This window comes from Streptomyces sp. NPDC057638 (assembly GCF_042800315.1).
GTDB lineage: Bacteria > Actinomycetota > Actinomycetes > Streptomycetales > Streptomycetaceae > Streptomyces.
Map to the genome: position 1 here is coordinate 1 of NZ_JBHVHF010000073.1, position 21,814 is coordinate 21,814.

At 74.5% G+C, this 21,814-nt stretch carries 17 protein-coding genes and 1 pseudogene; 11 read left to right on the top strand and 7 right to left on the bottom strand.

What is annotated here, in order from left to right:
• The first annotated feature begins 100 nt into the window (after nt 1–100).
• Nucleotides 101–883 carry an SDR family NAD(P)-dependent oxidoreductase gene (locus ACFVIM_RS13235; RefSeq protein WP_384300805.1) on the top strand — a complete coding sequence of 261 codons (783 nt, stop codon included), beginning with the start codon at nt 101–103 and terminating at the stop codon, nt 881–883.
• Between the two features lie 220 nt (nt 884–1,103).
• Here the strand turns inward: ACFVIM_RS13235 and ACFVIM_RS13240 are convergent, their stop codons facing one another.
• Entirely contained in the window at nt 1,104–2,312 is a 1,209-nt protein-coding gene (locus ACFVIM_RS13240) for an FAD-dependent oxidoreductase (protein WP_384300806.1), read from the bottom strand.
• Nucleotides 2,313–2,592: 280 nt separating this feature from the next.
• On the opposite strand from ACFVIM_RS13240, the gene ACFVIM_RS13245 reads away from it, so the two are divergent.
• The 5 genes from ACFVIM_RS13245 to ACFVIM_RS13265 all read left to right on the top strand — a co-directional run bounded on the left by ACFVIM_RS13245 (nt 2,593) and on the right by ACFVIM_RS13265 (nt 13,238).
• Nucleotides 2,593–3,474: a hypothetical protein gene (locus tag ACFVIM_RS13245; protein ID WP_384300807.1), complete on the top strand. Its 882-nt coding sequence runs from the start codon at nt 2,593–2,595 to the stop codon at nt 3,472–3,474.
• A gap of 454 nt (nt 3,475–3,928) precedes the next feature.
• Complete coding sequence (locus ACFVIM_RS13250; RefSeq protein ID WP_384300808.1) at nt 3,929–4,525, top strand: cysteine dioxygenase; 597 nt, start codon at nt 3,929–3,931, stop codon at nt 4,523–4,525.
• Between the two features lie 60 nt (nt 4,526–4,585).
• The gene (locus ACFVIM_RS13255; RefSeq protein WP_384300809.1) at nt 4,586–6,292 is read left to right on the top strand and encodes an AMP-binding protein; all 1,707 of its coding nucleotides are present in this window, start codon (nt 4,586–4,588) and stop codon (nt 6,290–6,292) included.
• On the top strand, nt 6,289–12,504 hold the full coding sequence (locus ACFVIM_RS13260; protein WP_384300810.1) for a condensation domain-containing protein: 6,216 nt from the start codon (nt 6,289–6,291) through the stop codon (nt 12,502–12,504). The genes ACFVIM_RS13255 and ACFVIM_RS13260 overlap by 4 nt, the downstream gene beginning before the upstream one ends.
• Nucleotides 12,501–13,238 (top strand): thioesterase II family protein, encoded by a 738-nt coding sequence (locus ACFVIM_RS13265; protein WP_384300811.1) that lies wholly within the window; start codon nt 12,501–12,503, stop codon nt 13,236–13,238. Before ACFVIM_RS13260 ends, ACFVIM_RS13265 begins: the two co-directional genes overlap by 4 nt.
• Nucleotides 13,239–13,260: 22 nt before the next feature.
• Here the strand turns inward: ACFVIM_RS13265 and ACFVIM_RS13270 are convergent, their stop codons facing one another.
• Together ACFVIM_RS13270 and ACFVIM_RS13275 are read right to left on the bottom strand one after the other, a co-directional pair.
• The gene (locus ACFVIM_RS13270) at nt 13,261–13,803 is read right to left on the bottom strand and encodes a class I SAM-dependent methyltransferase (protein ID WP_384300812.1); all 543 of its coding nucleotides are present in this window, start codon (nt 13,801–13,803) and stop codon (nt 13,261–13,263) included.
• A gap of 351 nt (nt 13,804–14,154) precedes the next feature.
• Nucleotides 14,155–14,280 (bottom strand): annotated as a pseudogene (locus ACFVIM_RS13275) (bifunctional 5,10-methylene-tetrahydrofolate dehydrogenase/5,10-methylene-tetrahydrofolate cyclohydrolase); the annotation flags it as partial.
• Nucleotides 14,281–14,390: 110 nt separating this feature from the next.
• On the opposite strand from ACFVIM_RS13275, the gene ACFVIM_RS13280 reads away from it, so the two are divergent.
• Entirely contained in the window at nt 14,391–14,729 is a 339-nt protein-coding gene (locus ACFVIM_RS13280; RefSeq protein ID WP_384300813.1) for a DUF1330 domain-containing protein, read from the top strand.
• Here the strand turns inward: ACFVIM_RS13280 and ACFVIM_RS13285 are convergent.
• Complete coding sequence (locus tag ACFVIM_RS13285; protein WP_384300814.1) at nt 14,689–16,074, bottom strand: flavin-containing monooxygenase; 1,386 nt, start codon at nt 16,072–16,074, stop codon at nt 14,689–14,691. The two genes, ACFVIM_RS13280 and ACFVIM_RS13285, sit on opposite strands and share 41 nt — an antisense overlap.
• A 74-nt stretch (nt 16,075–16,148) precedes the next feature.
• Between ACFVIM_RS13285 and ACFVIM_RS13290 the strand changes: the two genes are divergently transcribed.
• From ACFVIM_RS13290 to ACFVIM_RS13300, 3 genes are all read left to right on the top strand, one after another.
• Complete coding sequence (locus ACFVIM_RS13290) at nt 16,149–16,802, top strand: MerR family transcriptional regulator (RefSeq protein ID WP_384300815.1); 654 nt, start codon at nt 16,149–16,151, stop codon at nt 16,800–16,802.
• 414 nt (nt 16,803–17,216) lie between these two features.
• Entirely contained in the window at nt 17,217–17,690 is a 474-nt protein-coding gene (locus tag ACFVIM_RS13295) for a transglycosylase SLT domain-containing protein (RefSeq protein WP_384300816.1), read from the top strand.
• Nucleotides 17,691–17,877: 187 nt separating this feature from the next.
• Nucleotides 17,878–18,381 (top strand): YfbM family protein, encoded by a 504-nt coding sequence (locus tag ACFVIM_RS13300; RefSeq protein ID WP_384300817.1) that lies wholly within the window; start codon nt 17,878–17,880, stop codon nt 18,379–18,381.
• Nucleotides 18,382–18,492: 111 nt separating this feature from the next.
• Here ACFVIM_RS13300 and ACFVIM_RS13305 read toward each other — a convergent pair whose 3' ends face one another.
• From ACFVIM_RS13305 to ACFVIM_RS13315, 3 genes are all read right to left on the bottom strand, one after another.
• Nucleotides 18,493–19,125 carry a hypothetical protein gene (locus ACFVIM_RS13305; RefSeq protein ID WP_384300818.1) on the bottom strand — a complete coding sequence of 211 codons (633 nt, stop codon included), beginning with the start codon at nt 19,123–19,125 and terminating at the stop codon, nt 18,493–18,495.
• A gap of 189 nt (nt 19,126–19,314) precedes the next feature.
• Entirely contained in the window at nt 19,315–19,809 is a 495-nt protein-coding gene (locus ACFVIM_RS13310; RefSeq protein WP_384300819.1) for a TerB family tellurite resistance protein, read from the bottom strand.
• Between the two features lie 180 nt (nt 19,810–19,989).
• Nucleotides 19,990–20,574 carry a helix-turn-helix domain-containing protein gene (locus tag ACFVIM_RS13315; RefSeq protein WP_384300820.1) on the bottom strand — a complete coding sequence of 195 codons (585 nt, stop codon included), beginning with the start codon at nt 20,572–20,574 and terminating at the stop codon, nt 19,990–19,992.
• 173 nt (nt 20,575–20,747) lie between these two features.
• On the opposite strand from ACFVIM_RS13315, the gene speB reads away from it, so the two are divergent.
• Entirely contained in the window at nt 20,748–21,806 is a 1,059-nt protein-coding gene (speB, locus tag ACFVIM_RS13320) for an agmatinase (protein WP_384300821.1), read from the top strand.
• Nucleotides 21,807–21,814: the final 8 nt, after the last annotated feature.

Genomic DNA, 21,814 nt, shown 5'->3' on the forward strand with positions numbered 1-21,814 from the left:
GCCGCCGCCCCGCGCCCCCGCACACGGCCGCCCGTCGGCGCGGCACCCGCGCGGCCGGCGCCGCCCCTGCCCGGAGCCACCCTTACGTCCAGGGAGTGTCATGCCCGATCTGACAGGCCGTACCGCGCTGGTGACCGGTTCCTCCCGGGGGATCGGCAGAGGGATCGCCGAGCGGCTGGCCGCCGACGGCGCACGCGTGGCCGTCCACTACGGACACGACGAACGGCCCGCCGCGCGGACGGTGGCGGGTATCCGCGACACCGGCGGCGAGGCGTTCGCCGTCGGCGCCGACCTCTCGGCCGTCACCGGGGTGGAGGAGCTGCTGGCCGAGGTGGGGTCCCGCTTCGCCGAGGGCGGCAGGGACCGGCTCGACATCCTGGTCAACAACGCGGGTTTCAGCACGACGTTCTTCGAGGCCACGACACCCGAGATCTTCGACAGGCTGTTCGCGGTGAACGCGCGGGCACCCTTCTTCCTGGTGCAGCGCGCGCTGCCGCTGCTGGCCGACGGGGGCAGGGTGGTGTCGGTCTCCTCCGCCGCGATCCGGGTCGCCGTACCGGACGTGGCGTACACGATGGCCAAGGCCGCGGTGGTGGCGATGAACCGGACGCTGGCGCATCTGCTGGGCGAGCGGGGGATCACCGTGAACACCGTGGCGCCCGGCGCCGTGGACACCGATCTGACCGCGGCGGAGCGGCGGGAGCAGCCGGAGACCCGGCAGGTCATCATCGACATGACCGCGCTCGGCCGGATCGGTACGCCCGCCGATGTCGCCGACGCCGTGGCGTTCCTCGCCTCGGATGACGCCCGGTGGGTCACCGGGCAGCTCGTCGAGGTCAGCGGTGGTCTGTTCCTGGGGCTGCCGCCCGGTCTCGCGCACTGAGGTGTCCATCAACGACGACGGGGAGGCAGCTATGGGCCTCGGTCCTTGCGCGCGGACCGGGCGGGGCCAGGCAGCGGGGTCCGGCGCGGGAGCCACTCCCCCGGGCCGGGCCCCGGGCACCCCCGCCCCGGGCCGTCAGACCCAGGGCGGGTGCCTCCCGGACCGCGGGGCACCGGGCGGTCCCGGGCCCACGGGCCCGGCAAGATCCATCAGACAGGCCCTAGTGGGAGTCGCCGAGCCAGGCGGCGTCCGCGGGCGCGTCGCAGCCGACGAAGGTGTTGAGGAACGCTTCGACGGCCTGTTCGTCGGCGGCGGTGCGGGTCAGGTCCGCGAGGAAGTCGGCGCCGAAGGGCCTCAGCTCGGCCTGTTCGCAGGTGTAGGCGAAGGTCCCGAGCCGGTGGGCGTCGCGGGTCGCGGTGTGGCGCGCGAGTGCCTGGTCGAGTCCGGCGGCGCCCGAGAGCCCGGTGTCGAGCGCGTCAGCGAGCCCGTCGGCGTCGGCGAAGGCGTCGGAGATGCCCTGGGCGGAGACGGGGTCCTTGTGGTGTCCGGCGTCTCCGGCGAGGACCCATCCCGGGCCGTGGGCACGCCGGCGGGCGTTGCGGACCGCCGCGGCCCGGGCCGGCGACACCAGGTCCGCGTCCGCGAGGGCGCGCCCGACCTCGGGAACCTCCCGCAGGCAGGAGGTGTAGAACTCGGTGAGCGCCGCGGGTCCGCGGCCGGGTGCCTGGTCCGGCGGGAAGACCAGGGAGACGACGGTGAGTCCGTCGTGCGTCGGCCACAGGGAGATGCCGCGTCTGCCGCGGAACACCACCCGTATCCCCGGCTCCCCGATGCCCGACCAGTAGCCGTAGAGGCTGCGGGCGAGGATCCCCCTGTCCTCCACGGCCGGGGACTCCACCAGGCGGGCCACCGTCGAGTTGCGGCCGTCGGCGCCGACGACCACACGCGCGTGCAGGTCGGCGGGCCCGTCCGGTCCCACTCCGCGCACTCCGGCGACCCGCCCGCCGGTGACGATGAGTCCGGTGACCGCGAAGCGTTCCCGTAGCCGGGCCCCGCTGGCGCGGGCCTCGGCCACCAGCAGCGCGTCCAGCACGGTCCGCCGGGGTGCGTAGGTCGCCGCTTCGATGCCGCCGGCCCGCGGTCCGCCGCTGAGGACCCGGCCCTCGAAGTCGAGGCAGGCCTGGACGATAGGGGGACATCCCGTTTTTTCAAGTTCCGTCACAAGACCCCATGCACGGAGCCGTTGAACTCCTGGCCACCTGATCCAGTGGGTGGATAACGTGTCTGCTCCAGCGGCATTCCTATCTACTATTTCCACCGAGTATCCACGCCGCGCGAGCAGCATTCCCAGCGGAGCGCCGGCGCAGCGCGCGCCCACGATTACGACATCGTAGGGTTCTTCTTTCGTGCCCTTTTTTCGAGCAGTCATAAATCACATCCCACTCTCTGCGAAAGAAGCAGAATAATTGACGTCTTCCCAGGTCATAGCGGTAAGAGACAGCGTCAGACAGTGCCGGGCACAGATGCCTCAAGCACCTTGCGGGAGAGGCGGAATCGGTCTCTCGGAGAGTTTTTCAGCATGCCCCGACCCTGCCCGTACAACACCCCATCACGCGATGATAATTACCCTCACAGCATGCATCATGCACACCGCATCAATCTTTTTAGGGTCGTTGACACCGCTCGCCTGGCTGACGTAGCCTCACATTATGACCAGCGATTCGATACCCTTAATCGCTTCGCGCTGCCATCAGGCGATGGATCCCATCCATCTGCTCTGCTATTTCGCCCCGGAAGTCGACCAGGAGTTCACGTCCGCAGGACTTGAACCGGGGCACATGGGGTACTTCGCCGGCCGGGCCGCCGCCCTGGGCCGTGCCTCGTCCGCCGCGGTGGCAGCCGCGTTCTACAACTTCAACCCCGCTCTCATCGCCCGCCATCTGCCGCGGGCCTGGGACCTGGCCCCGCCCGAGCGCGTGGCCGAGGCCCGTCTGGTCGCGGTGGACCGCGCGCTGCGCCGGGTCCTGGGCGCTGACGTGGTGGCCAGCGCGGAACTCGCCGAGGCCGCCGCCCTGGCCAGGTACGCCGCCGAGGCGTGCGCCCCCGAGGGACGGCCCCTGTACGCCGCGCACGCCGCGCTGCCCTGGCCCACCGAACCGCATCTGGTGCTGTGGCACGCCATCACGCTCCTGCGGGAGCACCGGGGTGACGGACATGTCGCCGCGCTCATCGGTCACGGTGTCGGCGCCATCGCGGCGCTGGTCACCGATACCGCCACGGGGCAGAGCCTGTTCAGCGCGCGGCAGGCGCGTGAGCACCGCGACTGGTCCGAGCGGGACTGGGACGCGGAAGTGGCCGCGCTCACCGCGTCGGGCCTGCTGGATGCCTCGGGGCACCTGACCGAGACGGGCAGGCGGCTGCGCTCGCGCGTCGAGGAGACGACCGACCTCTGCGCGGCTCCGGCCTACCGCGCGCTGGGAGCCGAGCGGGCCGAGCGGTTCATCGCCCTGTGCGAGCCGCTGCGCGACGCGGTGGTCCGCGCCGGGGACCTGCCCCGGCAGGAGAGCGCCGGCACGGCCGCCCTGGCCTGAGACCGTCCCGCCCGTACCGTCCCCGCGCGCCGGCGGACCCGCCAGTCCCGGTGCCCTGACGGAGAGGAGAAGCCCCTCGCGCCGCCCGCCAGGCGCCCCCCACCTCAGTCCTTCCCGCGCGCCGCCGGCCCGGGAATCCCTCATGGCGGACCGCCCGCTGGACGGGCGCGTCGCCCTCTTCCCCGCCTCGCCACGGGCCGCCCGTGTCCGGACCGCCATCCGGACGCGGCGCCGGCCCCGGTGCGGGGCCGGGTCGCCGGTGTCCAGTCCCGGCGCACCGGACGACAGCACGGCCGGTCGTTGCCTTCCGCGCACACGGCGGCGCGCCTCGCTGAGCCCCTGCCCGCTGCGGGGGCGTCACCCTGGCCGCCCGGCGGCGCCCGTACCGGCCCCTGCCGCCACGGTGTCCGCGCGCACGACCCTCCTCTCCGACTCCCCCTAGTGGAAGTGACTCATGGACGTCACCGCACTCATCGAGACGGTCTCGCGGACCAAGAGCCAGGCCGGCGAGCTCACCCCTCAGCAGATCATCGACCGGCTCTCCCACGCGCTCACGGAGTTCACCACCTCGGCGCGGAACCAGGACTTCGCCGCGGCGTACCAGCCCAGCGGCAACTACACCCGGCTGCTCCTGAACTCACCGGACGACCCCTACCAGGTCGTCCTCGTCTTCTGGGCCCCGGGGATGGGCAGTCCGATCCACGATCACGCCGACACGATCGGCGCGGTCAGCGCACTCGCCGGTGAGACGAAGGAGATCAAGTACGGGGTCCGGACCGTCGGCGAGGCCGTCGAGCTCACCGAGGTCAGCAAGTTCACCATCGCGCCGGGCCGGATCGCCCCGATCCTGCCCGAGAACGACCAGCAACTGCACCTGATGGTCAACGAGGCGCCGCACTGGGCGGCCACCGTCCATGTCTACCTCACCGCGATCCACCGCTACCGGCAGTACGAGGCGGTGCCGGGCGGTGCCTTCCGTACGGCCGAGACCTCGCTGTGGTTCGACGAGTACGCGGTGGGGCGCACGATGCCCACCGGCGCCAGTTCCTGACCCGGCCGGGGCGCGCCGTCCCCGCCGTGCGACCCGGTCCCCAGAAAGGGGAAGCAAGCGATGGACATGCTGGACGCCGTGGCCCGCCAGGTGCGCCGGGCTCCCCACGCCGTGGCGCTGACCGACCACCGGGGCGCCCGGCTGACCTACGCCCAGCTCGCCTCCGGCGCCCGCGCGGCCGCGGGAGGGCTCGCCGCGCTCGGCGTCAGACCCGGGGACCGGGTCGGTCTGGTGCTGCCCCGCGCCACCGACCTGTTCGTCCTGGAGCTCGCGGTGCTCCTCGCGGGCGCCTGCTTCACCCCGCTGGACCAGGCCCAGCCACCGGAGCGGTTGCGCCTGCTGCTGGCCCGCGCGTCGGTGACGCTGCTGGTCACCGACGATGACGCGCTGGCCGGGGCCAGTGGCGTCCCGGCCGTCCGGCCCGGGACGCTGCTGGCCCACGGCGGGGACGGCCCGGGGGATCCGGGCGCCCGGCCGCGGGATCCCGCGTACTGCCTGTTCACCTCGGGATCGACGGGGCTCCCGGTGGGCACGCTGGTCAGCCGTGCCGCGCTGGATGTCTACGTGGCGGCGTACGCCCGCCTGGTCGGCGCCGCGCCGACCGAACGCGGAGCGCAGATCGGCTCGCCCGGCTTCGATGTCACCATCGACGAGCTGTGGCCGTTCCTGAGCACGGGGGCGTCCGTGCACATCGCCTCCGACGCGGACCGCTCCTCGCCCCGAGCGCTCGTGGAGTGGCTGCGGGCCCACCGCGTCACCCAGACCTACCTTCCCCCGCTGCTGCTGGAGTCGGTGTTCCGTATCGACGGTGTGGACCTGGGCGATGTCCGCCTCATCCGCACCGGCGGCGAGCGGCTGGCCGCCTATCCCCCGCCGGGATTCCCCAGTCGCGTCCTCAATGAGTACGGGCCGACCGAGACCGTGGCGGGCGCGGTGTTCTGTGATGTCTCCGCCTGGTCCGACCGCGGTGTCCTGCCGCCGATCGGAACCCCGCTGCCGCACATCAGGGCCAGTGTCCGGGACCGGGAGCGGCGGCATGTCGCGCCGGGCACGCCGGGCGAGCTGTACCTGGGCGGTCCCACCGTGGCGATCGGCTACCTCGGCGACGACGAGCGCACCGCGCGCAAGTTCGTCGAGGTGGACGGGGAGCGCTGCTTCCGGACCGGCGATCTGGTGCGCCAGCTCCCCTCCGGTGAGCTGGAGTTCCTGCGCCGTATCGACGATCAGGTCCAGCTGCTGGGCAAGCGCGTCGAGCTGGGCGAGACGGAGCACGCGGCGGCCGCGCACCCCGCGGTGCGGCGGGTGGCCGTGGCCGCCCCGACCGATGGCGCCGGGCGGGCGGAGCGGCTGGTGTGCTTCGTCCAGTGGCATCCGGGGCACCCCGACGCCGGCGCCGCGCGGCTCCGCGCGCACCTGAGCGCCCGGCTGCCCCCGTACATGGTGCCCACCGAGGTGCACACGGTCGACCGGCTCCCCACGACCCCCTCGGGCAAGGTCGACCGCGGGGCGCTGCTGCGGCTGCAGCCGGACCGGGCGCGTCCGGCTCCCACCCCGCGGGAGCTGGTGCGGGTCTGGGAGGAGGTCCTCGGCGTCACCGGTCTGGGCGTCCACGCGGACTTCTTCCTGCACGGCGGTGACTCGGCGCGGGCCATGAGCGTGGTGACCGAGATCGGAGCGCGGCTGGGCCTGCGGGTCACCGCGCGCGAGGTGTTCGTCCATCCCACCCCTGCTGAGCTGGCCGAGCGGCTGGCGGAGGAGACCTGGTGAACGCGAGTCCCGTGCTCGACATGGTCACGGCCACGGCGAGGGCCCATCCCGAGGCGGCGGCGATCGTCCAGGGCGAGCGGTCGCTGAGCTATCGCGAGCTGGCGGCGGCCGTGCCCCGGTTCGCCCGTACGCTGGCCGGAGCGGGCGCCGCGCCGGGCGCGCATGTGCTGCTCGTGCTGGACAACCGGCCCGAGTTCGCCATCGCCTACTTCGCCACCGCCGCGGCGGGCTGCACGGTGGAGGCCATCGACCCGGACCAGCCGGAGCGGGCCCTGCGGCGGCGGCTCGCCGACAGCCGTCCGGCCGTGGTGGTCACCACGGCCGGGCATCCCGTGACCGCGCTCACCGGCCTGCCCGTGGTGGCCGTGGACGGCCCCCCGGCCCGGCCGGGGGCCCCGGGAGCGGGGCACCCGCCGGCCCCTGGCGGCGGCGCGTGGGTCAGGGCGCTCTCCTCGGGCAGCACGGGGGAACCCAAGCGCGTCCTGCGCGACCAGTCCCACCAGGTCGCCGAGGCGGACAACATCACCACGACGGCGGGCATCACCGCCGCGGACGCCCTGCTGTGCCCGGTGCCGCTGTTCCATGCCCTGGGGCAGTTCTGCTGTCTGCTGGCGGCGGTGCGCTCCGGTGCCACGCTGGTGCTGACGGACCGCGGCGGCGGGATGTCCTCGGTGGACGCGGTGGTGCGGGCGCTGGCCCGCCACCGCGTCACGCTGCTGATCACCGTGCCGCAGCTCGCCGACGCCCTGGCCGACCTGCCCGCGGGCACCCGGGCCGACCTGGGCGCGGTACGTCTGTGTCTGTCGGGGAGCAACTTCCTCGACCCCGCCGTCGCCCAGCGCTTCGAGGACCGCTTCGGTCTCCCCCTGCGCCAGACCTACGGGAGCACGGAGGCGGGCAGTGTCTGCTGGGACGTGGGGCCGCAGCCCTCCCCCGGCACCGTGGGCACGCCGCTGAAGGGCGCGCGGGTCACCGTGGTCGACGAGCGGGGCGCCGCGCTGCCGCCGGGCGCCACGGGCGAGATCGTCGTGTCCGGCCCCGCCGTGGTCAACGACCCGGGGAGCGACCACCACCGAACGGGCGACCTGGGCAGGTGGGACGCGCACGGCAGGCTGACCGTCACCGGGCGCTCCCGGGTGCTCATCGACACCGGTGGGCACAAGGTGAACCCGGTCGAGGTGGAGCGGGTGCTGACGGCCCATCCCCTGATCGCCGACGCCGCGGTGGCGGGCGTGCCCCTGCCCGGCCGGGGGGCGCTGCTGGTGGCCGCGGTCCAGCCGCGCGCGGGCGCGCCGCTGGAGAGCGCCCCCGTCCTGGCGCACTGTGCGCGGCATCTGCCCGCCCACGCGGTGCCGCGGCGGATCCGTCTGGTGACGCAGATCCCGCGCACCGCGCTGGGCAAGGTGCGCCGCGCCGCCCTCGCCGCGCAGCTCGCGCCAGCGGGGCACCAGGTGGCGGCCGGGACACGCGAGCGGCTGGCGGCACTCCCCCGCGACCAGCGGCGCGCCGAGGTCGGGGAGCTGCTGCGCCGCTGGGTGGCCGAGGTGGCGGGCGGCGACGGGGCGGCGGTGGATCTCGACGCTCCGGCCAGCGGCGCGGGGGTGGACTCCCTGGCCGCGCTGCGGCTGCGCATGGCCGTGCATGAGGGGCTGGGGGTGCGGGCGCCGCTGCCCTCGCTCCTGGGCCCGCGGCCGCTGGCGGAGCTCGCGGACGAGCTCGCCGACCGGCTCGACGCCCCCGCAGACGAGGACGGTCCGGTGCCGCGCGGTCCGGCCCAGGGCCGGTTCCCGCTCGCGCCGAACCAGCTGTCGCTGTGGCATGCCGCCCATCTCGACCTGGGCGGGTCGGCGTATGTGGTGGCCGTCGCCGCGCGCCTGACCGGTGGCTGTGACACCGGGGCGCTGCGCCGCGCCTGGACGACACTGGCCGACCGGCATCCGGTGCTGCGCACCTCCTTCCCCGAGGAGGACGGGAATCCCGTCCAGCGGGTGGCCGCCACCGCGCGGGTGGATTTCGCCGTGGTGCCGGTGCCACCGTCCTGGGACCGCACCCACCGCGAGGAGCTGGTGCGTGAGGCGTTCGCGCCGTTCGACATCACCGCCCGGCCGCCGCTGCGGATCCGGCTCTACACCGGAGCGCCCGAGGGTCCCGTGATGGTGGTGTCCCAGCACCATCTGATCACGGACCACTGGTCCACCCTCATCCTGCTGCGGGAGCTGGCGGTGCTGTACGCGGCGGAGAGCGCGGGCGGCGAGGCGTATCTGCCCGCGCCGGCGCACGGTTACGCCGACTTCGCGGTGTGGTCGCTGGCCCGGGCCGGGACGCCGCTGGGCGCCGAGCACCTCGCGCACTGGGTACGGCGGCTGACGCCGCCACCGCCGCCCGCGGAGCTGGCGACCGACCGGCCGCGTCCGGTGGTGCGCGGGCAGCGGGGCTCGACGCTGCGCGTGGAGCTGGCGCCGTCACGGGTGGCCGCCGTCCACGCCTGTGCCCGTGCGGCGGGGACGACCCCGTTCGCCGTGCTGCTCACGGTCTTCCACGTTCTGCTGCACGCCAGCACGGGGCGCGCGGACAGTGCCGTGGGGGTGAACGTCGCCAACCGGGAGCGGCCCGAGTTCGCCGATGTCCTGGGCTACTTCGCCAACCCGGTGGTGCACCGGGTGCGGCTGCGGCCCGAGCAGTCGTTCGCCGGGCTGCTCCGCTTGGTGGCCGGGGAACTGGTGGCGGGGCTGGAGCACGGCGGTGTCACCTTCGACCGTCTCCTGGGGCCGGTGGGTGTGGTCCGCGACCGTGGCCGCGCGCCGCTGGTGGAGGTCGGTTTCGGGCAGAACACCGCGCACGACCCGGCGCTGGGCCCGCTGGGCGCGCTGCTGTCCGCGGACCGTGACGGGGTGCGCGTGCCCCTGGGGCCGCTGTCGCTGGAGACCGTCGCGCTGCGCCGTACGGGGGCGGTGTACGACCTGGCCGGGGCGGTGTTCGAGGAGGACGGCACGATCGCGGTCGTCTGGGAGTACGACACGGACCTGTTCACCCGGGCGACGGTGGCGCGGTGGGCGGCCCGGTTCGACGTCCTGGTGGACACGCTGCTGGCCGCTCCCGGGGCCGCGTTGGGGAGCCTGTCGGCGCTGGCCGCACGCGGGGACGGACCCGTCGGGGCACGGACCGCGGAGGGGCTGGCCGACCGGGTGCGGCGCCACGCCCGGACAAACCCCCTGGCAGCGGCGGTCGTCGACGGCGCGGACAGCCGGTGCTACGGGGAGGTCGACCGGGCCGCGGACGCGGTGGCCGCCGCCCTTGCCGCGCGTAGCGGGCTCGGGCCCGGGGCCGTGGTGGCCGTGGTGGCCGAGCGGGCGGCCGATCTGGCCGCCGCCTGCCTGGGCGTGCTGCGCGCGGGGCTGCTCTGCGGGCCCGTCACGGCGCGGGGCGGCGGTGTCGCGGCCGAGGTGTCCGCGCTGGGCGCGGCGGCGCTGGTGGACCTGGCCGGGGGGACCCGTGCCCCGGGGACGCCGGTGGTGCGGATCGGCGGCGCGTCAGGGCCCGGGGCGCTGCCCCCCGTTGTGCCCGTTGTGCCCGAGACCCCGGCGCTGGTGGTGGGCACCAGCGGTACGACGGGGGACCCGCGTTGGATGGTCCTCTCCCACCGGGCCCTCGCGGACGCGGTGCGTGCGGAGGAGCGGGGCGAGGTGCTGATCGCCCGGGGCCCGGCCGGCCGGCTCGCGGTCGATGTGCTGACCACTCTCGCGGCGGGGGGCACCGCGGTGCCCCTGGCGCCCGCTGACCGGCTGGAGGAGCTGGCGCGCGGGCGGGCGGTGGCCTCGGCGGCGCTGACCCCCGCCGAACTGGCCCGGCTCGTGGGCCGGCTGGACGAGGGCGGCGGTGCGCCGTCGGTGGGGACGCTGGTGATCAGCGGTGAGCCGCTCGACGCGGACCTCGTGCGCCGCTGGCGGTCCCATGCCCCGCGGGGTCGTCTGGTGCAGGTGTACGGAGGGGCCGAGTGGGGTCTGGCACTGGCCGGGGAGGAGCTCACGAACACCACAGACACCACAGACACCGCAGACGCCGGGGATATCGCAGACGCCGGGGGCGCGGGACCGGCCGCCGGGATCGTGCCCGTGGGCAGGGCCGGGGCGGATCCGCTGCTGTGTGTGCTGGATCCCTGGGGCCGGGCCTGTCCTGAGGGGGTGCCCGGGGAGATCGGTGTCGGGGCCCGCGGGGCGCCGCGGCCGCTCACGGCGGTACGTGAGGAACGTGGGGACTGTGTGGTCGCGCATCCGCTGGTGCCGGACGCGACCGTGCGGCGCACGGGTGACGCGGGCCTGTTCCTGCCGGGTGGCCGGCTGGTCGTCCTGGGCCGGGTCGCGCAGGTCCGCTCCGAGGACGGCTACCACCCCGACCCGCTCCGGGTCGAGGGCGTGCTCCGCGCCCACCGCGGTGTCCGGGCGGCCACGGTCTCGCCGGGCGAGGCGGTCGTGGAGAGCGACGGGAGCGTCAGCGCGGACGAACTGCTGGAGTGGGTGCGCCAGCGGGTTCCGGCGCATCTGGTGCCCGGACGCGTGCGGTCGGCGCGGGTGCCGGCGACACCGGACGGCAAGGCGTCACGCCGCCCCGCCCCGGCGGCGCCCGGCCCCGGCGCGCCGCGCCCGGCCGAGGAGATGAACGCGGTCGAGGCGGCGCTGGCGGACGTCTGGCGCGAGGTCCTCGGAGCCGGGGACATCGGCCTGGACGACGACTACTACACGCTGGGGGGCGACTCGGTGCAGGCTCTGCGGATCGCGACGAAGGCCGCGGAGAAGGGCTTGCAGGTCACCCGGCGGCATCTGTTCACCCACCCCACCATCCGGTCGCTGGCGCGGGTGACCACCTCCACGGCCGGGGCGGCGACGGTCAGCAGGAGTTTCGCCCGGCGCAGGGCGATCCCGCTGACCCCGGTCCAGCGCTGGTTCTTCGCGCTGTCCCTGCCCGACCCGGGGCACTGGAACCAGTCGGTCGCGCTGCGGGTACCCGGGGCGCTGTCGTCCCCGGCCCTGCTGTCGGCGGTCCGGGCGGTCGCCGCTCACCACGGCGTGCTGCGTCACCGCTTCCGTGTCCGGGACACGGGGTGGGAGCAGGTCAGCGACCCCACGGCGGAGACGGTGGCGGTCGAGGAGGTGACGGCCGCCGGTGACACGGCCGTGCCGGCCGCGATCGACCGGGCCCGGCGTGGGGTGGACCTCGCCGCCGGGCCGCTGCTGCGGGCCACGCTCATCGAGGGCGGGACGCGGGGGCGGCTGCTGGTCCTGACCGCACACCACCTCGTGGTGGACGTGCTGTCGTGGGGGGTGCTGCTGGACGATCTGCGGGCCGTGTGCGCCCGCCCCGCCACGGACCCGGTCCGGCTGCCCCCGGTGCCGCTGGGCTACGACGTGTGGGCACGCGCCCTGCGGACGTACGCCGACGGCCTCGCCGACGGCGCCGGGGACGCCCTGGGCCGGGACGCACCCGGCGAGTCCGCCGGCCCGCCGCCCACGACGTACGAGGGCGACACCCGTGTCGTGGAGCGCGCGCTGGACGCGGCGCGCACCGGTGTGCTGCTGCGCGGGGTACGCCGGCGGGGCGCGCGTCCCGCCGACGCCGTCCTGGCCGCCGTGGGGCGAGCCGCCGCCGCCGCTCTGGGGTGCCGTGCGGTGCGGGTCGTGATGGAACTGCACGGCCGGGAGGACGTGGCCGACGGCATGGATCCGGCGCGTACGGTGGGCTGGTTCACCGCGCTGGATCCCGTACGGGTCGACGCCGCGCCGGACGCCGCGCCGGGTACGGTCCTCAGCCGCGTCCAAGCGGCCCTGTCCCCCAGCGGACTCGCCTACGGGCTGACACGCTACGGACCCACGGACGGCACGGACGGCACGGACGGCTCCCGGTCCCCGGCCGCGGACCGGTCCTGGGTGAGTGTGAACTATCTGGGCGCGCTCGGGTCGGTGTTCACGGGGGCGGCGCCGGACGGGGCGGACGCCCTCGTCCCGGTGCCGCTGCCGGACCGGGGAGACCGGGGACCGGGCAACCCGAGGCCCTTCCACTGGGAGTTCAGCGCGTACACGCACGACGGCGAGCTGGTGCTGCGGCTGGCGCACGCGCAGGACGAGGACCAGGCGCGGCGACTGGTGGACACCGCCTGGGACTATCTGCGCGCCCTGGCCGCCGAACTGGAGCTGACGGAGAGTGAGGAGTCGCGGTGAGCGAGAGGTGGCTGGTGGACCTGGTGCCGGCCGGCCGGCCGGAGCGGGTGGCGTACCTGTTCCCGCACGCCGGTGCGGGCGTCAGCGCGGTGCTGGCCCTGGGGCGGGCGCTGGCGGCGGACCTCCACCCGGTGGCGGTCCGGCTGCCCGGGCGGGAGGCGCTGCTCGACGAGGCCCCGATCGCCGATCTCGCGGCGGTGGCCGGGCCGCTGGCGGACGCCATCCACGGGCACGCGGACGGGGCCCGGATCGTCCTCTGCGGCCACTCGTCAGGGGCGGTGCTGGCGTACGAGACGGCCCGCCGTCTGGGGCCGGGGCACACCGCCCTGCTCGCGGCCTCGGCGCAGCAGGCGCCGGGGACCCCCGTCCGCACGGCCGCCGGGTGCTGGAACCTCGCGGACGACGCGTTCTTCGCCCAGGTCGTCGCGGACGGCTATCTGCCCGCCGAACTCCTCGACGACCCGGACGTGCTGGCGATGGTCGCCCCGGCGCTGCGCGCGGACTACCGGGCCACCCACGAGTACCTGTGCGCCACGGCGCGGTGGGCGCCCGTGGCGTCGCCGGTCCTCACCATCCGCGGGACGCGGGACGGGACCGTCACCGGGGAGGACATCGCGGCGTGGTCGGCGCTGACGACCGGCGGCTACGCGGCCGAGACGATCGACGCGGGCCACAACCTGCTGCGCGACCGCCCGGCGGAGCTGGCCGGCGTCCTTCGGCGCGCGCTGCGCTGAGGGTGCGGCGGGCACGGCCGGGTCAGGGCCTGCGGTGGACGGAGACGGCGTACTCCCCGCCCTCGTACGGGTCCCGGGACCAGGTCGCGTATCGGGCCTCGGGGGCCAGGCCCGCCGCGCGGCAGTGGGTGTCGTAGTCATCGAGGGTGTATCCGCGGTCCAGGGAGAACCCGGCGATGAGATGGCCGCCGCGGCGGACGTGGGCGGCGACTGCGGCGACCAGGGCCGGTTCCGTTCCCGGCGGGGTGAACAGGGGCACATTGCCCGCCATCACGACGACGTCGAACGTCCTCCCCAGGTCGAGGCCGACCAGGTCGCGCTCGTACCAGCGGATCTCCGGCGCCAGACGGCGGGCGGTGGCGAGCATCGACGCGTCGGCGTCCACGCCCGCCACGGCGATCCCGTGCCGGGCCAGCTCGATGGCGACCCGGCCGCTGCCGCAGCCCGCGTCCAGGACGGTGCCGGGCCCGAAGGAGCGGACGAACACGGCTTCACCGTGGACGTCCCCTCCCTCCGCGGCGATACGGTCGAACCGGGCCTGGTATGCGTCACCGTTCCACGTCATACGATCACCCTGACACACTCCCGGTGCCGCGCACAGGACGGCGGGGGGGGCCGCACCACCGGCCCCCGCCGCGGGTCCAGCCGCCGTGGCGGGTCGGTCATCCCCCCCGGGGCGGGGTGTGGCCCGGGTCCGGGTCGGCCGCGGGGCGGGCGTGCCCCTCCGCCCCGGGGGGTGTCATCGTGCTCGCGGCGCTCCTGCCTTCAGTGTGTCGGTCATCGAGTGCGGCACGGACGTGACCGTGCGACGCGCGCGGTCGGCGGGCCGGTGCGCGGGTGGTGCCGGTCCCGCGGATCCGGCGGAACCGGCCACCCGCGCTCTCCCGTTCGGCGGGACCAACGGGCTGACACGGCGTCAGGGGTGCGGTATTCCGAGCTGGTTCGCGGCGGCCTCCACGGTCTGCGCGAGCAGGACGGCGATGGTCATCGGCCCGACGCCACCGGGAACCGGGGTGATCAGACGGGCCCGGGTGAGGGCGGTGGTTGAGTGGAGCAGGCGGCCTCGCCCGCCGTCTCAGGGGTGGCACAGGGCCGTCGGATAGCCTCGGTGCCGCCGTCCGCGCACACCGTACGCCCAGAGCAGGGGGACCGATGCCCGCCTATGTGATCGTCACCATCGACGTGCTCGACGAGGAGGCCGGCCTGGCCTACGCGTCCGCGGCCCAGGAGTCCGTGCTCCGTCACGGCGGCCGCTATCTGGTGGCGGGTCCCACCCCGGAACCTGTCGAAGGCACCTGGGAGTCCTCCCGGATCGTGATCATCGAGTTTCCCGGCGGGGACCGGATCCGGCAGTGGTACGACTCCCCGGAGTACCGCCGCGCCCGCGCCCTGCGGGAGGGAAAGGTCCGGGTGGGGATGGTGTTCGCCGAGGGCTCCCCGCCCGAGGGGTTCACCGTCGCGGCCGGCCCGTCCCCGGGCACCGGCGGCTGACCTGGCGGGAGGTGTCGTGCGCCCGGGGTCCGTGCGCCTGGTCCCGCCCGGAGGGACCGGGTGGTGCGGTGGCGGTGGCGCGCATGAGGTGGTCGGTGTGGATCTGGTGGGCGATGAACCGTCCGTTCTCGACGTTGGCGCCGATGGCCACCGGGGCGAGGGAGTCGCCGTCCGGGAGCCCCGCGTAGTAGAGGCCGGGCAGTGCCCCGAGGATGCCGCCGCGCTGGAGGGGCGCGCCATGGGCGTCGAGGACATGGGCGGGCAGTATCCGGTAGTCGGGGCCGAATCCGGTGCACCAGATGAGGGTGGTGATGCCGTGCCGGGTCAGGTCGAGGTGGTCTGCGTAGGGGGTGATGTGGTTCATGTCGACGGCGGGTGCGGGGTGTTGCGGCGGTACGGGGAATCCCCGTTCGCGTATGCCGGTGTCGATGGTGTCGATGATGTGCTGGAAGGAGCGGGCGGATGCCTCGGCGATGGCGAGGACGTTGTCCTGGAGCAGGAGGGTGTGGCCGGTGGCCGCGCGGAGGGAGCCGGTGAGGGTGACGCCTTTGCGGGCGAGGGTGGAGAGGTTGAGGTCGCCGGTGCCGTCCTGGACGGCGGCCACCGGCAGGCCGGGCAGTGCGCCGGTGCGGGTGGCGTCCACCGTGACGTACTTCTCCTCCAGGGCGAAGACGGACATCCACGCGTGGAGGCTGCGGCCGCGGTAGTGGCGCGGCCAGGCGTGGTGGCGGCCGACGGAGAGGAAGACGCGGCGCCCGGCGTCCGCGAGTTCGTCGGCGATCTGCTGTCCACTGATGCCCGCGCCGACCACGAGGACGGCGCCGTCGGGCAGGCTGGGCGGGTTGCGGTAGTGGTGGGAGTGGATCTGGGTGAGGGAGGGGTCGAGGTCGGTGGCGAGGGCGGGGATACGGGGGGCGGCGTAGCCGCCGATCGCCACGACGAGGTTGCGGGAGGTGAGGATCTCGCCCCCGGACAGATGGGTCGTGAACCGCACCGGGTCGCGGTCGCGGGTGTGCGGTGGGCACTCGACCCGGCGGACGGTCGTGTGCTGGCGTACGCGCAGGGCGCGGTCGTGTGCGTAGCGGCGCAGATGGCGGGCCAGCTCGCGGCCGGGCATGAAGCCGTCGGGGTCGTCGCCGTCGTAGTGCCAGCCGGGGAAGCGGACCGATCGGTTGCCGCTGCCGACGCGCAGGCTGTCCCATCGTTCGTGTCCCCATGCCTGGCCGATCTCTCCTCGTTCCAGCACCAGGTAGTCACGGCCTTGTTCGTGCAGGGACGCGGCTGCTCCGCACCCTTGCTGGCCCGCGCCGATGATGACGGTCTCGGTGTACTCGGCCTGGGGCATGGCCGGATCCTTCCGTGGGTGGGGTGGGGGTTCGGATCTTGTCGGGTGAAGCCGGCTTGATGTCAACTGGGTGGATGCGACGGGGTGTTCTGATCGGTGAGGCGGCGGCGCTGTTCGGTCTCGCGCCGTCGACGGTGCGGTGGTGGGAGCGGCGGGGCGTGCTGGATCCGCCCGCCCGGGAGGGGGGCCGGCGGGTCTACGGCGAAGCGGACCTGCGCCGTCTGGGGCTGGCGTATCTGTGCTGTGTGGTGGGGCGGATGCCGCTGGACCAGGCGGCTGTGGTCACCTCGGGCAGGGCCTCGCTCGATACCTGGCGGGACGCCATCGGTGCGCAGATGGGGGTGCTGGAGCGGCGGGTCGGGGAGCTGGAGGCGGCGCTGGCGTATCTGCGTCATCTGCGGCGGTGCGAGGACGATGACATCGTGCGGTGCTGCCCCGTGCTGGAGTCGGAGCTGTCGGCGCGCACTCCGCGCGGGCGTGTTCCCGGTGGTGATCTCGTCGGCGCGGCCCGGGCCGCCGGGCGCGGGGGGCCGGTGGGGGGTGACGAAATCCGGGTGGAGGGTGCGCCGGGTGACGTATTGCCGGTGGGCTGCCCTGGCTGCCGGGGGCCGGTGGTGTCGGGGCCTCGCGGGCGGCGGCGTACGTACTGTTCGCAGGCGTGCCGACAGCGGGTCTACCGGGCGCGGCGCGGCGGTGCGGCGGCTCCGTCCGGCGCGGGGACGGGGTGAACTGTCGAGGTGGCGGGGTGAGCTGCCGGGGGGCGGCGACGCGGGGCGGGGCGGGGCTTTCCGGCGGGGAACCCCTGTCGGAATATTCCCTTTCCATCCGTTCTGTTCTTGGTGGGGCGCAGATCACATACGACGGGGACTCGTAGTCGCGGCGCGCGGGGCGGGGTCCCGGGCACAGGGGCACGCCCGCGTCCGGCGCGGCTCCTCTACTACCCGGCCTAGCACCGGGGGCATTGCCAGCGATTCCCGGCGCGCCTAAGAATCTGCGCACCCCGCCGCCACGGGACCGCACCTCGCTCGCACTCCCGCTCTCCGCTGACGCGTTCCGCGCCGTCCGCCCTCCCCCGCGTTACCGCGTTTCCCGCTCTCCCCTCTTCCCCGTGCGCGGCTTCTCCCTACCCGAAGGGTGCCGGTATGTCTGTTCTCCGCCCGCGCGCACACCGCCGGGCCTCGGCCCGCCGAGTCCTCACCCGTGGCCTCGTGGCCTCCGCCGCCGTGGCGGGGGTGCTCGCCCTGGTGCCCGGCACGGCCGCGGCCGCCCCGGCCGTCTCCTCCGCCACCGCGTACCCCGACGATCTGAACGGATGGATCCTGGAGGCGCTCGACGTCATGCGGCTCCACGACATCCCCGGTACGTACGAGGGGCTGCACCGCAACATCATGCGGGAGTCCAGCGGGGATCCGCTGGCCGTCAACAACTGGGACATCAACGCCGTCAACGGCACCCCGTCGAAGGGGCTGCTCCAGGTCATCGACCCGACGTTCAGCGCCTACTGGGTGACGGGGACGGCGAACGACCCGTTCGACCCGGTCGCCAACATCGTCGCCGCCGCCAACTACGCCGCCGACCGCTACGGCTCGATCGACAACGTCTTCGGACCGTACTAGGGAGTGTCGTCACCTCTCCCCCGGCCCTCCGCCGCGGGCACGGACCGTCCGCGCGGTCACCGCGCGGGCCACGGGGAGACGTTCACCCGCCTGCCGCCCTGGGACCCCCTGGGGCGGCAGCGGTATGCGGCGGGGGCGGCCACGGGCAAGACGCGGTGTTGTCAGTGGCGGCTTCTACGATCCGGCTATGAGCATGATCGGAGAGTACGCCCGTCTTTCGCCCGCCGAGTTGGAGCGGGCGGTCCAGGATCCGCGGTGGGCCTGGGAGTTCGTCGAGGAACACCTCGGCGCGGCCGCGGCGGACGGTACACCCGCCCCGGGGGGCCGTCTGCACAGCACCGGGAAGATGTGGCACGCGCTGGAGTATCTGCTGAAGCTCCGGGGGGTCGGGGTGAACGTGGTGCATGGCGAGGAGGACATCCCCGGCGCGGAGGACTGGGGGTACGGACCGCCGAGGACGATCGCCCCGGGGCGGGTGCGGGACGCCGTCCGGGCGATGGAGGCGATCACCCCGGAGGGGCTGATCGAGCGGATACCCGTGGCGGAGCTGGCGGACGCGGGGATCTATCCGTACGCCGGTTCCGGTCCCGGCGGCCGGCTGGACGATGCGGCGGCGGCGTACCAGGACCTCACCGCCTTCTTCCGGGCCACGGCCCGGCTGCGGCACGGTCTGCTGGTCTGGATCGCCTGACCGCCCCGCGGCCGCTCACGCTCCGGTGCGCGCGGGCGGGGCCGGGTGCACCGTCCGGTGGTCCGGGTTCCCGTGCGGGGCGTGGGCGGCTCCGGCCGCCGGGCGGGCGCGTCAGCCGAGCGGGGAGGCGTTCCCCGGCCGGCACCCCTGCGGCACGCTGTTTCCGCTGATGTTGAAGTCGCCACAGGTCAGGAAGACATCATTGAGCTTGCCGAGGACGAAGGCGAGCACCCCGACGACCATGATCGCGCCGACGATCCTCCGCTGCTGACCGGCGGAGAGTTCGGAGTCCCCGAAGAGCAGGATCCGCAGGAGCAGCCAGGTCAGCAGCGGAGTGCCGATGATGCTGAGGATGCCGCCCACCAGGAAGAGGAGTTCGCGTGAGGTCCCGGCCCGGTCGGGCAGGGCGGCGGCGAGGACGAGCCAGATGGTGGGCAGCGTCAGACAGGTCGTGTACAGCCATCCGTGCCGTGGCTGACGCTCCCTCAGCAGGACGGCGCTGACCAGTACGCCGGTGGAGACCGCCCAGAGGGTCAGCAGCTGGTAGTAGAAGATCACGCTGTACGCGCCGAGGGTGAAGGCGGGCTCCCAGACCGCCAGCGCTCCGCCGCCCGCGATCACGGCGGCCGTCGGTTCCCAGCCTTCGCCGCCGCGGGCGGGTGGGTGTGCGGAGGCGGGATCCACCGGGCGGTTCTCGGCATCCACGGATATCCACATCCTGACATAGAGGAATGTAGCGGACATCGTAGGGTCCGGTGGCCCGGGTGCCGGGACGTCAGGCGGCGGCGTCTCCGTTTCCGTCCGCCGCGGGCCCTGACCGCCCGTCGACCACGGGCCCCTGACCATCCGTCCGCCGCGGGCCCCTGACCATCCGTCCGCCGCGCGGAGCGCCGCCGGAGCGGAGCGCGTGCCGCCGGACCCGGGGGCCCGGTGTCAGGGAGCCGTCGGCCGCGGCAGTCCGAGGAGGGACTGGCGCAGCGCGGTCGCCGAGCGTTCCAGTTCCACGAGGGCGATCAGGCCGTGGGTGATGTCGTCGGTGAGGCCGAGCTGGTGGGCGGCTTCGATGACCTTGGCGCGCTCCGCGTCGTGCAGGACGCCGTCGGCGGAGGCCATCTGGAGCGCGTGGTAGAGCAGATGGCGGGCGCCCTGCCAGGTGTCGTGGTCCACGCGTACGGTGCGGAAGACCTCGGCGAGGTCGGCGTGGCGGAAGTCGTAGGTCTCGTACTGGGCGATGATCTCGGGTGGTACGCCGAATTTGCGCTGGTGGTGCAGGAGCCACCGCATCTCCTCGGGTGCCACCTCGCCGTCGGCTCCGGCGATGATGAGCAGGGCGCGCCCGTAGTTGAGGAGGGAGTCGGGGGATACCTGGTGGATGCCGTACTCGTCGCGGCTGAAGTCGGTCAGTGCGATGGGTGTCGTCGTGGACACGGTGACCTCGCCTTCGGGGGGCGGCCGTTCGGCCGCGCAGGGGCAGTCTCACCCGCCGGCGGGCCGGCACACGCCGGTGCGGCGGTCTTCACCCGGAGTGGGGAGAGCGCGGGGGGACGGGGCGGAGCGGGGTGGTGCGCGGTCTGACCGCCAAGGCGGCCCAAGGCGGCCCGGGGCGGGTCAGTGGGAGCCGCTCCAGGGGGCGGGGGCGAAGGTCCAGGTGACGTCGGCGGGGCCGGGCCCGGCGTTGCGCCAGGTGTGGGGTTCGCGGCCGGAGAAGGTGAGGGTGTCCCCGGCGGTGAGGGTCTCGGTGCGGTCGGTGAAGCGGACGGAGACCTGGCCGCTGATCACATGGAGGACTTCCACCTCGCAGTTGATCGTGTACAGCTGGTCACCGCCGTGGGCGCCGGGTTCGAGCCGGGACCGCAGGATCTGGATCTTCGCCTGGGCGCGGGGGGTGACCATGCGGTCCTCGACGCCGTGGCCGCCCATGTTGAGGCGGGGGGCGGTGTCGCGGCGGACGACCTCGGTGTCGGCGCCTTCGAAGAGGGAGCCGACGGGGAGCGAGAGGACCTGGCAGAGGGTGACCAGGGTGGTGACGCTGGGTGAGGTCTCGTCCCGTTCGACGCGGCTGAGGAATCCCCGGGTCAGGCCGGTGGCGGCGGCGACCTGCTCGATGGTGAGGCCCTGGGCCTTGCGGGAGGCGCGCAGGCGGGCCCCGACGCGGACCGGATCGGCGGAGGGCGTCGGGTGCAGCGCTTTCATCGAAGTCCTCGGGTCACTCGTTCGGCGCCGTCCTCGCGTCACTCGTCCGACGTCCGGGCGACCCTTGACAGGGTGGTCGATCTGGGCAAACACTACCCGGAATGCAAGTTGCCTAATAAGCATTCTTTGGTGTGTATAGGTAACTTCCCTTCTGGTACAGATCCGAGGTTCCGATGAACGCCGTCGAACCCCCGCCGCCGGCCGGCCCCCCGGGCCCCGCGCCGGACCCGCCCCCTGGCCCTCCCCCGGCCAGTGCCCCGGTCGGCCCTCCGGACGCGAGTGTGAGCCCCCGCTACGCGGGGATCGCGACCTTCGCGCGGCTGCCCCGGCTGGAGGACGTCCCGCGCGCGGACATCGCCGTCGTGGGCGTGCCCTTCGACAGCGGGGTGAGCTACCGGCCCGGTGCCCGCTTCGGGCCCGCGCACATCCGGGAGGCGTCCCGGCTGCTGCGGCCCTACAACCCGGCGCAGGACGTGGAACCCTTCGCGGCGCAGCAGGTCGCCGACGCGGGCGACATCGCCGCCAACCCGTTCAGCCTCGATGAGGCGGTCGCCCAGATCGAGGCCGCCGCCCGGACGCTGGGCGCGGACGGCACCCGGCTGCTGACCCTCGGCGGCGACCACACCATCGCCCTGCCGCTGCTGCGGGCCGCCGCGCGGCGGCACGGCCCGCTGGCCGTGCTCCACTTCGACGCCCACCTGGACACCTGGGACACCTACTTCGGCGCTCCCGTCACACACGGCACCCCCTTCCGCCGCGCGTCCGAGGAGGGGCTCATCGACCTCACCGCCAGCCTGCACGTGGGCACCCGGGGCCCGCTCTACTCACGCCAGGACCTGCGGGACGACGCACGCCTGGGGTTCGCCGTGATCTCCAGCCCGGAGATCGAGGCCGAGGGCACGGCCCGGGCGATCGAGCGGATGCTGGCCCGCCTCGGGGACCGGCCCGTGTACCTGTCGATCGACATCGATGTCCTGGACCCGGCGCACGCTCCCGGCACCGGGACGCCCGAGGCGGGCGGGATGACCAGCCGGGAGCTGCTGGCGATGATCCGCGCCCTGCGCGGGACGCGTCTGGTGGGCGCCGATGTGGTCGAGGTGGCCCCCGCCTACGACCACGCGCAGCTCACCGCCGTCGCCGCCGCCCACACCGCGTACGAGATCCTCTCGGCGATGACGCCCGACCATCTGCCGGCGCCTGACGGCCGGCCGGTACGACCCCACGAACGATAGGGGAAGGC